12 protein-coding genes and 2 tRNA genes are annotated in these 9,290 nt (G+C 34.8%); 7 read left to right on the top strand and 7 right to left on the bottom strand.

The window, feature by feature from the left end:
- Positions 1 to 6 precede the first annotated feature (6 nt).
- The 7 genes from DB891_RS07400 to idi all read right to left on the bottom strand — a co-directional run bounded on the left by DB891_RS07400 (position 7) and on the right by idi (position 3,196).
- Positions 7 to 80, bottom strand: a tRNA-Thr gene (locus DB891_RS07400).
- Between the two features lie 73 nt (positions 81 to 153).
- Positions 154 to 227 (bottom strand) — tRNA-Thr (locus tag DB891_RS07395).
- A gap of 78 nt (positions 228 to 305) precedes the next feature.
- On the bottom strand, positions 306 to 572 hold the full coding sequence (locus tag DB891_RS07390; RefSeq protein ID WP_116762090.1) for a hypothetical protein: 267 nt from the start codon (positions 570 to 572) through the stop codon (positions 306 to 308).
- A 55-nt stretch (positions 573 to 627) separates the two neighbouring features.
- Positions 628 to 1,596 (bottom strand): type I phosphomannose isomerase catalytic subunit, encoded by a 969-nt coding sequence (locus DB891_RS07385; protein ID WP_116762088.1) that lies wholly within the window; start codon positions 1,594 to 1,596, stop codon positions 628 to 630.
- 63 nt (positions 1,597 to 1,659) lie between these two features.
- Entirely contained in the window at positions 1,660 to 2,115 is a 456-nt protein-coding gene (locus tag DB891_RS07380; RefSeq protein ID WP_116762086.1) for a peroxiredoxin, read from the bottom strand.
- Complete coding sequence (locus DB891_RS07375; protein WP_116762084.1) at positions 2,115 to 2,525, bottom strand: 6-pyruvoyl trahydropterin synthase family protein; 411 nt, start codon at positions 2,523 to 2,525, stop codon at positions 2,115 to 2,117. Before DB891_RS07375 ends, DB891_RS07380 begins: the two co-directional genes overlap by 1 nt.
- Before the next feature lie 143 nt (positions 2,526 to 2,668).
- Positions 2,669 to 3,196, bottom strand: coding sequence for an isopentenyl-diphosphate Delta-isomerase (gene idi, locus DB891_RS07370; protein WP_116762082.1), 528 nt, complete (start codon positions 3,194 to 3,196; stop codon positions 2,669 to 2,671).
- A gap of 164 nt (positions 3,197 to 3,360) precedes the next feature.
- Here idi and DB891_RS07365 point away from each other — a divergent pair, with 164 nt between their 5' ends.
- The 7 genes from DB891_RS07365 (at position 3,361) to DB891_RS07335 (ending at position 9,274) form a co-directional block, all read left to right on the top strand.
- Positions 3,361 to 3,822 (top strand): GNAT family N-acetyltransferase, encoded by a 462-nt coding sequence (locus tag DB891_RS07365; protein ID WP_116762080.1) that lies wholly within the window; start codon positions 3,361 to 3,363, stop codon positions 3,820 to 3,822.
- 155 nt (positions 3,823 to 3,977) lie between these two features.
- Positions 3,978 to 4,529 (top strand): peptide-methionine (R)-S-oxide reductase MsrB, encoded by a 552-nt coding sequence (gene msrB, locus DB891_RS07360; RefSeq protein ID WP_116762078.1) that lies wholly within the window; start codon positions 3,978 to 3,980, stop codon positions 4,527 to 4,529.
- 18 nt (positions 4,530 to 4,547) lie between these two features.
- On the top strand, positions 4,548 to 5,180 hold the full coding sequence (gene msrA, locus DB891_RS07355) for a peptide-methionine (S)-S-oxide reductase MsrA (protein WP_116762076.1): 633 nt from the start codon (positions 4,548 to 4,550) through the stop codon (positions 5,178 to 5,180).
- 80 nt (positions 5,181 to 5,260) lie between these two features.
- On the top strand, positions 5,261 to 5,809 hold the full coding sequence (locus DB891_RS07350; RefSeq protein ID WP_116762074.1) for a MepB family protein: 549 nt from the start codon (positions 5,261 to 5,263) through the stop codon (positions 5,807 to 5,809).
- 87 nt (positions 5,810 to 5,896) lie between these two features.
- On the top strand, positions 5,897 to 6,379 hold the full coding sequence (locus DB891_RS07345; protein ID WP_116762072.1) for a nuclear transport factor 2 family protein: 483 nt from the start codon (positions 5,897 to 5,899) through the stop codon (positions 6,377 to 6,379).
- A 149-nt stretch (positions 6,380 to 6,528) separates the two neighbouring features.
- Positions 6,529 to 7,488, top strand: a complete 960-nt coding sequence (locus DB891_RS07340; protein ID WP_116762070.1) for a quinone oxidoreductase family protein — start codon at positions 6,529 to 6,531, stop codon at positions 7,486 to 7,488.
- 346 nt (positions 7,489 to 7,834) lie between these two features.
- Positions 7,835 to 9,274: a serine hydrolase gene (locus DB891_RS07335; protein ID WP_116762068.1), complete on the top strand. Its 1,440-nt coding sequence runs from the start codon at positions 7,835 to 7,837 to the stop codon at positions 9,272 to 9,274.
- Positions 9,275 to 9,290 lie beyond the last annotated feature (16 nt).

Here is a 9,290-nt window from a genome sequence, read left to right as displayed (position 1 = left end):
TTAAAGAGCCGGCGGAGGGACTCGAACCCACGACCTGCTGATTACAAATCAGCTGCTCTAGCCAACTGAGCTACGCTGGCGACTCAATATGTATTTTGTAATAAGCCAACTTAAATAAAAATCCATCTAAATAAATAGATGGATTTTTTAAAGAGCCGGCGGAGGGACTCGAACCCACGACCTGCTGATTACAAATCAGCTGCTCTAGCCAACTGAGCTACGCTGGCGACTCATTACGGGTGCAAATATAAGCCTGTATTTCGTTTTTTCAAAATAAATTCAAACTTTTTTTGCCCTTTTTTTTACTACAAATCGTTGATTTTAGCAATCAATTGATTAGCAGTTTGTTCCAATTCAACATTAATTTGTTTGAAGTGTGCTTTTTTATTTTCAACTTTCTTTTCGTTCACTTTAGTGATCAAAACGTCAAAAGCAGCAATAGCTTCATCGATTAATGCATTAGTTTCTGTTGTAGGTTTTCCTGTTGTAGAAATTTCGAACAAATAAACTGCTTCAATAATATCTCCTAAAACGTAGTTGATGTCTTTCTTTAAATTCTTAACGTTTGCCATTTTATTTTTATTTAATTTGCGTTTGCAAAAGTACACATAATCTTTCTATTACCTACTATGAAATGTAAATTTCTAAAATAGAAGCTTTTCCATTTAGAGTAAACCCATTCATAGCTGCTGGTATTAAAACCGTGTCTCCTTTTTTATAATTATACTTTACTTTATTGTATTCTATTTCAAAAGAACCTTCAAGACACATATAAACGGTGAAAGTCTCCCCTGTTTTAAATATTACCATTTCTCCATCTAACGGAAGAAAATTGGTTGTAAAATAAGGACAATCAACTATTGTATTAGACTTATTTACTTCCTTAGTATACTCCTTAAAAGTATCTACTTTATTGTAGTTTATGGCTTCAAGAGCCAGATCAACATGCAGTTCCCTTGTATTTCCTTGCGCATCTTTACGATCAAAATCATACAAACGATACGTTATATCCGATGTTTGCTGTATTTCGGCAACCACTAATCCTGCTCCAATAGAATGAACAGTACCTGTTTCTAAGAAAAAAACATCTCCTGGTTTTACTTTCACTTCATCAAGAATAGAAACCAAAGTGCTGCTTTTAAGATGATCTAAATACTCTTTTGGACTTGAATCTTCTTTAAATCCAACAATAATTCTAGCATCTTGATCGGCCTGCATAACGTACCACATTTCAGTCTTACCAAAAGAATTATGACGCTTTTTGGCTAATTCATCATTGGGATGCACTTGAATGGACAGGTCTTCGCGAGCATCCAAATATTTAAAAAGCAACGGAAATTGATTCCCAAATCTTTTATAAACAACTGTCCCCAAAACTTCGTTTGGATAATCACTAATCAGCTCCGTCAATGCTTTTCCTTTATAATCCCCATTTACAATAACGCTTACGTCTCCTTCAACAGTAGACAACTCCCAACTTTCTCCTGTAATACTCGAAGAAATTGGTTTGTTCAGAATTGTTTTCAATTTTTCCCCTCCCCAAATTCTTTCTTTGAGAATAGCTTCAAATTGCAATGGATATATTTTTAAGTTCATGTCTTTTATTTCCAAATTTCAACACTTTTATAATCAAACAGCTCTACCTGTTTTATCAATTTACTACTGTATTTTTCGTATTGATTCAAGCGCTTTAGGAATATGGCGAGCTGCCATCATACTGTCGAATATCATAATAATCGTTCCCGTTTTATCAGTAACATAGGTAACTCTTCCAGGCAGTATCCCAAACAAACCGGAAGCCACTCCAAAAAGTTTCCTTATTTTTTTATCCTGATCTGACAAAAGGATAAAAGGCAATTGAAATTGTTGGGTGAATTTTTGATGCGAAGCCACGCTATCGCTACTTATTCCTATTACCTCGGCACCCAGATCTTTAAAATCCTCGTACTGATCCCTAAAACTACAGGCCTGCGCAGTGCAACCCGGCGTATTGTCTTTTGGATAAAAATAAACAACCAATGTTTTTGTACCAATTACATCCTGACTATCAAAATCATTCCCATTGGTATCTTTTGCGGTAAAATTTGGAATTTTATCTCCTACTCTCAATTTCATTATTCTCCTTTATAGGTTACAAAATTGCGAGGTGTTTCATAAAGAACCACTTCCAAATCCAATTCTTCTTTTATTTTTTTTCTGATTTTATTCCAAATTACCACCACAATATTCTCAGCTGTAGGGTTCAAATCTTGAAATTCTGGAACGTCTAAATTCAAGTTTTTATGGTCAAATTGATCTTCAACCTCAACTTTGATAATATCGGCTAGAAATTTCACATCCATAACAAAACCTGTTTCCTGATCTATCTCTCCCGTAACACTTACTATTAATTCATAATTGTGTCCGTGAAAATTAGGATTATTGCATTTACCAAAAATGGCATCGTTTTGTTCGAAAGTCCAATCTTTTCGATACAAACGATGGGCTGCATTAAAATGGGCTTTTCTGGATATAGTTACTCTCATAAGTGATTTTAGATTTTTGAGTTTAGATTTTAGATTTAGTATATAGATTTTAAATTTTAGAGTTCAAATTTTAGGTTTTATATCCACAGCCTTCTGCGATCTGCCTTCTGCAATCTGAAATCTACACTCTAAAATCTGCAATCCTATATTGTATGTTCTTCCAAAAAATGATAAAATTCATCAAAAATGATTTTGAACCAAACGGTATAAATTTCTGGATTCAAAAGCATATCTTCTTTAATATCTTCAATTTTCATCCATTTCCAATCTTCAACTTCTTCTCTATTAATCAAAGGTTCACCATTATAATAGCCAATCATTACGTGATCGAGTTCATGCTCTGTCAAACCGTTATCAAAAGGCGCCTTATAAATAAAATGAAACAATTCTTTCAACTCTGTATTAAAACCCATTTCTTCAAACAGTCTGCGATTACCGGCTTGAATATTGGTTTCACCATCTCGTTGATGACTGCAACAGGTATTCGTCCATAGTAAAGGAGAATGGTATTTTTGATGTGCTCTTTGTTGGAGCATAATTTCGTTTTTATCATTCAAAACAAAAACAGAAAAAGCACGATGCAAAATGGCTTTTTCATGTGCTTCCAATTTAGGCATTAAACCAATTTGCTGATCTAATTCATTCACTAATATTACTTGTTCTTCTTCCATAAATTGTATTGATGGAACAAAAGTACAAAAAAGATATGCTTTATAAAGGCTTTAACATTCTTTTGGATTTTGTAGAAGTTATTTCTCTTGAGCAACCTTGAAAACCCAACCATAGCAATTCTACATCCCCTTTTTTGTATATTTGGAAGTAAAAATCATAATCAATGAATACAATAAGTATCCGAAAAGTAACTCTAAAGGATCTAGAAAAACTTCTGGAATTCGAACAAGGGATTATCACAGCCGAACGCTCCTTTGACCCAACATTGAAAGAAGGAAAAATAAGTTATTACAACATAGAAAAAATGATTTCAGCCGCTGATGTGGAAGTCGTTGTTGCAGTCCTGAATGAACAGATTATTGGCTCTGGATATGCCCGAATTGAAGATGCAAAACCTTATTTAAATCACAAATTATACGCATATATGGGTTTTATGTTTACGCATCCAGACCACAGGGGAAAAGGTGTGAATGCTCAAATCATTGAATCACTAACCACTTGGGTACGTTCGCAAGATGTTTTTGAAATGCGATTGGATGTTTACAATGACAATCCATCTGCTATAAAAGCATACGAAAAAGTGGGGTTCAAAAAACATTTAATAAACATGCGTATTGGTTTATAAAAAACTGTTCTATTTACTACTTTTTAAAACCAAAAAGTCATTTTTAACGTAACTAACAATAGTTAAAAATTGTATAAATAGAACTTGAATTGTAAAATACCCGACATTTCAATTGTAACTTGTCCATTACTTTTGGGGTATAAAAAATAAACATCATGAAAACAAGAACATCCTTTTTTTGCATTATACTACTGCTTCCCCTATTTGTATTTCAAGCTTGTGGACAGAGTAAAGAAACAAAGAGTAGTACTATAACTCCTGAAACTAACCAAAGTAAACCTGAAAATCCATATTACTCCCATACTGACACTACAAAACTGAATTTGACTGATGCCGAATGGAAAAAAATACTGCCGGAAGACGTTTATTTGGTTTCTCGTAAAGCCGATACTGAAAGAGCATTTACAGGAAAATATTGGAATACCGACCAAAAAGGCACCTATTATTGTGCCGCTTGCGGCAATACCCTTTTTCGTTCGGGAGCCAAATTCGCGAGTAGTTGTGGTTGGCCTAGTTTTTTTGAACAAGAGAATAAAAAAAGCATCGTGTTTAAAAACGATAATTCTCTAGGAATGGAAAGAATCGAAGCCCTTTGTGGTAGATGCGACGGTCATTTAGGACACTTATTCGATGATGGCCCTGCTCCTACCGGCAAAAGATATTGCATGAATTCCATAGTGCTTGATTTTATCCCTGATGCTAAATAAAAAATCAAATCGATTATTATGAAAACGAAAACAATTATTTTAGCCTGTTTGCTAATTACCGGAACACTATTTTCTCAAAACAATAATACAACTAAAAAAATGACACAATCGAATTTTGAAACCATAACCCTAGGCGGTGGATGCTACTGGTGTGTAGAAGCTGTTTACGAAAACCTGAAAGGCGTGAAATCTGTAGTTTCAGGGTTTTCGGGAGGTAAAGTTCTGAATCCAACTTACGAAGAAGTTTGTTCTGGTACTACAGGTCATGCTGAAGTAGTTCAAATTACTTTTGACAAAAACGTAACCAATCTTGATGAAATCTTCAAAGTATTCTTCACCGTACACGACCCAACAACACTGAATAGACAAGGTGCCGATAGAGGAACCCAATACCGTTCTGTGATATTTTATAATAATGAAGAACAAAAACAAGAAGCTCAGTCTCTTATAGCTGAATTAAAAAAAGCAAAGGTGTATGAAAACCCAATCGTTACTACACTCGAACCTTTGACTAAATTTTACAAAGCAGAAGACTATCATCAAAACTATTATGCGAATAATAAAAGTCAACCTTATTGTCAAATGGTCATTCAGCCAAAACTAGAAAAATTTGAAAAAGTGTTTAAAGATAAACTGAAAACTAAAAAGTAGTCATAACTTTGTTCAAGCCGGAATTCATTTTCGGCTTTTTTATTTAAAACAAAAAAAACAACTAGCGAAATTTTCAGCAAATGAGCCTTCAAAATCCAAGAATGACAATTGAAAAATTACCCAAAGACTTCATTTACATAAAAAATTTATTATCCGACAATAGCACCTTCGTAATCAGCCAACCCATTCTTGAACCCGAAAGTTCTGAATACGGAGCCTGTACTTTCGTTCTGAATAATTTAAACATTCGATACCGAACCGCCAAAATCACTCCTACCAAAACAGGTCAATTTGTTACGCTTTGGAAAAGAATAAACAAAGGCCCTATTCAGCCTTTTGACAGTACCGACCCTATTGATTTGTTCATTATTAGTGTTAGAAAAAACGATCACTTTGGGTTGTTTATTTTTCCTAAATCAATTTTGATAACCAAAGAAATAGTTTCTGATAAAAAAGAGGGCAAACGTGCTATCCGCGTTTATCCACCTTGGGATGAAACATCCAGCAAGCAAGCACAAAAGACACAACAATGGCAATTGGATTATTTTCTGGAAATACCTCAAAACCAAACAATGGATTCAAACCGTGTAAAATTACTCTTCCTTTTAGAAGACAAAAAAGACTTGTAATCACAAAAATAAAATTTTCTTTCCCTATCTTCATTACCACTATTAAACTAAAAACAAACTAATTACAAGTTTTAAATTCTTCAAAACATGACAAAAGCATTTATAAACCTAACCTATTCCCTATTTTTTCTGTTATTACTAGGCCTCAATTTAACTCAAGCCCAAGAAAAGAAAGTGGCCCCAACCTCGCAAGAATTATACAACGAAATTGCAGCAATGGACACCATCCTTTTCGATGCCTTCAACGCAAAAGATATGGTCAAATTTAAACCGCTGTTTGCCGAAGATTTAGAATGGTATCAAGACAATGGAGGATTGCTTTCCTATCAAACTGTTTTTACTAATTTTGAGAATATGTTCAAAAACGAAAATAAACTCACTCGCCAGTTGGTAAAAGGAAGTCTTGAAGTACATCCCTTAAAAGATTTTGGAGCTATCGAAATAGCCATTCATCAATTCCGGCACATGGAAAACGGAAAAGAAGAAATAGGCACCTTTAAATTTGTTGCAATTTGGAAAAAAATAGACAATCAATGGAAAATTTCAAGAATGATAAGCTACGATCATTGATTCCACTTTTAGCATTCCAAACTTTCATTAACTTCTGAAATTTAGCTTTCTTTGTATTTTCAAAAAAATGAAAAATGAAATGAGCATAACCTTTAATCGGTCGAAAACACCAATGAAGATATGCGAATTACATAAAAATATTATCCCATATGAAAGCACTTACCTTCTCAGTATTCGGAAATTCTGATGTACTTGAATATATAGAAATCCCTTCACCAACATTAAAATCAGGTGAAATATTAGTCGAAATGAAAGCAATCGGTCTCAACTTTGCCGATGTTTACAGACGCAAAGGAAACTACCACCTTAAAGGAAATCCCCCATTCATTGCTGGTTATGAAGGTGCCGGAATTGTAGTCGAAACTAATGGAAATTCCGATTTTAAAGTTGGAGATCGTGTAGCTTTTGCCGATGTTCCTTTTGCGAATGCCGAGTTGGTCGCAGTTCCTCTTGACCATGTAATTCCGTTACCAGAAAATATATCTTTCGAAATCGCAGCTACTATTTTACTACAAGGATTAACCGCTCATTATTTGGCAACCGACAGCCATAAAACCCAAAAAGGAGAAACCGTATTGGTTCATGCTTCGGCTGGAGGAGTCGGGCAATTCCTGACACAAATCAGTAAACTTTTGGGCGCTAGAGTAATTGGACTAACATCGTCTTCTGAAAAAGCGACCGTTTCTAAGCAAAACGGAGCTGATAAAGCATTTTTATATTCCGAAAATTGGAAAAAACAAGTATTCGATTTTTGTCCCAATGGCGTGGATGTTGTTTACGACAGTGTTGGCAGCACTTTGAATGATAGTTTTGAAGTAACCAAAATGTGTGGACAAGTAGTGTTTTTCGGAATGGCAGGTGGCGATCCCGAATTGGTAAACCCAAGAATGCTAATGGATACCTCGAAAACTTTGACAGGTGGCGACTTGTGGAGTTATTTGATTTCAAAAGAAGAACGCATCAAAAGAGCGCATCAATTATTCAATTGGATTTCTAATGGTGACATTACCATTGCAACCCCAACCATCTTTAAACTTTCAGAAGGAAAACTGGCCCATGACTATCTGGAAAGCCGAAAAAGTACAGGAAAGATTATCTTGATTCCTTAGCTGGAAACAGAACTACAGTTTAACAAAACAAACCTCGAAATATTAATTTTTTCGAGGTTTTTATTTATTCAAAACCTACCAAATCTTCAAAATATTTCTCCCTGTCAATCACGGCCGAGATCATTCCTCCTACGCAACTACCCCCTTTACTACAAGAACATAATCCTTTAATCTTCATTTAGTAAACTTCCGGAAGAACACTGTCTTTTTTTTACCAAAAGTATCAACAATACTATTGTTCACTTGAATCTATAAATAATTTAAACAAAAATGTAGCAATTTTATTATACATTCGTCTGTAGTATAAATTATGATTCTAAATACTATAACAACCCAATAAATCAATATGAAATTATTTAAAAAACTACTATTCTTTGTAACTGTAATTATAAGCAATTATACTATCCACGCTCAAACTGATAGCATTGATGTCTTTCTGAAAAATGAAATGCAAAAGCGACATATTCCTGGCTTGCAATTGGCCGTTGTTCAAAATGGTAAAATCGTGAAACTTGGAAATTTTGGATTGTCTAATCTTCAAGATTCAATTCCCGTGACAAAAAACACTGTTTTTATCATTAACTCCATCACCAAAGCTTTTACAGGAGTTGCCATAATGCAATTGGTCGAAGCGGGAAAACTAAACCTATCCTTGCCCGTTTCTACTTACCTCTATGACTTACCGGACGCTTGGAAAACCGTAACCATACAGCAATTGTTGTCCCATACTTCCGGAATTCCCGACATAGTAGATGAGGAAACCAATATAATAGCCCCCGAGGGAGAAGAAGCTTCTTGGGCGAAAGTACAAACCCTGCCAATTGATTTCAAACCAGGAGAAAAATTCAGATACAATCAAACCAATTATTTATTACTGGGACGTATCATTGACAAACTAAGCAACATGTCATTCACTGAATTTATAGTAAAAGAACAGCTTCAAAAAACAGGAATGATCAATACGACAAGAGCAGGCTTTGGAGGTTCTAAAGATGTCATAGCACATTCCGCACGTGAATATCGCTTCAAAAAAGGGAAATATACCAATATGTTTTTCTGGTTACCACCTTCATTACAAGCGGCAGGAGGCATGGGTGCAACCGCCAAAGAAATGGCTGACTGGATTATCGCATTACAAAACAAACAGTTACTAAAAGAACAAAAGAGCCTCACTACACTTTGGACTCCGGCACTTCTAAACAATGGAAAAACTGGTGGTTTTGACAATTTGCTTAATGGATACGCTGCCGGTTGGCCAACTATAACAAGGGAACAACATCCTGCCGTTGCTCCTGTTGGTGGAGGGCGTTCCGCTTTATTTGTTTATCCAAAAGACAATCTTTCCATTGTTGTGCTTACCAATTTAAACGGAGCATCTCCCGAAACTTTTATAGATGAACTTGCCGCATTTTATATCCCTGACATGAAAAAATTAGCTGGCATCGGTTTTTCACCTTCTGTTGGCAATTTAAGAAATGTATTGGAGAAATCAGGATATAAACAGGCCATTGAAGAAGCCAAAAAAGCAAAAACTACTTTTGAAGAAAATGAAATAAACAATTGGGGATATATGCTTTTAAAAGAAAAGAGAATCAAGGATGCAATAGAAATATTCAAGTTAAATGTCTCTCTCTATCCGAATAGCGCCAATACCTACGACAGTCTTGGAGAGATGTATGCGTTTATGGACGAAAAGGTGTTGGCTATCGAAAATTATGAATATTCCCTTAAGCTGAATCCTAAGAATAAGAATGCAGAAGAAGTATTGAAAAAATTAAAAAAATAATTTCTAATAAAGATTG

Origin of the sequence: Flavobacterium laiguense (genome assembly GCF_003097655.1) — a bacterium.
GTDB lineage: Bacteria > Bacteroidota > Bacteroidia > Flavobacteriales > Flavobacteriaceae > Flavobacterium > Flavobacterium laiguense.
The sequence above is the reverse complement of the archived record's forward strand: the minus strand, read 5'-3'. Positions and strand labels throughout refer to the sequence as shown.

Bases quoted from the DNA above. Each gene is read 5' to 3' on its own strand.
- msrB (WP_116762078.1), top strand. From the start codon at position 3,978: ATGAAAACAAGAACATCCTTTTTTTGCATTATACTACTGCTTCCCCTA.
- DB891_RS07375 (WP_116762084.1), bottom strand. From the start codon at position 2,525: ATGAGAGTAACTATATCCAGAAAAGCCCATTTTAATGCAGCCCATCGT.
- idi (WP_116762082.1), bottom strand. From the start codon at position 3,196: ATGGAAGAAGAACAAGTAATATTAGTGAATGAATTAGATCAGCAAATT.
- DB891_RS07385 (WP_116762088.1), bottom strand. From the start codon at position 1,596: ATGAACTTAAAAATATATCCATTGCAATTTGAAGCTATTCTCAAAGAA.
- DB891_RS07335 (WP_116762068.1), top strand. From the start codon at position 7,835: ATGAAATTATTTAAAAAACTACTATTCTTTGTAACTGTAATTATAAGC.
- DB891_RS07345 (WP_116762072.1), top strand. From the start codon at position 5,897: ATGACAAAAGCATTTATAAACCTAACCTATTCCCTATTTTTTCTGTTA.
- DB891_RS07340 (WP_116762070.1), top strand. From the start codon at position 6,529: ATGAAAGCACTTACCTTCTCAGTATTCGGAAATTCTGATGTACTTGAA.
- msrA (WP_116762076.1), top strand. From the start codon at position 4,548: ATGAAAACGAAAACAATTATTTTAGCCTGTTTGCTAATTACCGGAACA.
- DB891_RS07380 (WP_116762086.1), bottom strand. From the start codon at position 2,115: ATGAAATTGAGAGTAGGAGATAAAATTCCAAATTTTACCGCAAAAGAT.
- DB891_RS07350 (WP_116762074.1), top strand. From the start codon at position 5,261: ATGAGCCTTCAAAATCCAAGAATGACAATTGAAAAATTACCCAAAGAC.
- DB891_RS07390 (WP_116762090.1), bottom strand. From the start codon at position 572: ATGGCAAACGTTAAGAATTTAAAGAAAGACATCAACTACGTTTTAGGA.
- DB891_RS07365 (WP_116762080.1), top strand. From the start codon at position 3,361: ATGAATACAATAAGTATCCGAAAAGTAACTCTAAAGGATCTAGAAAAA.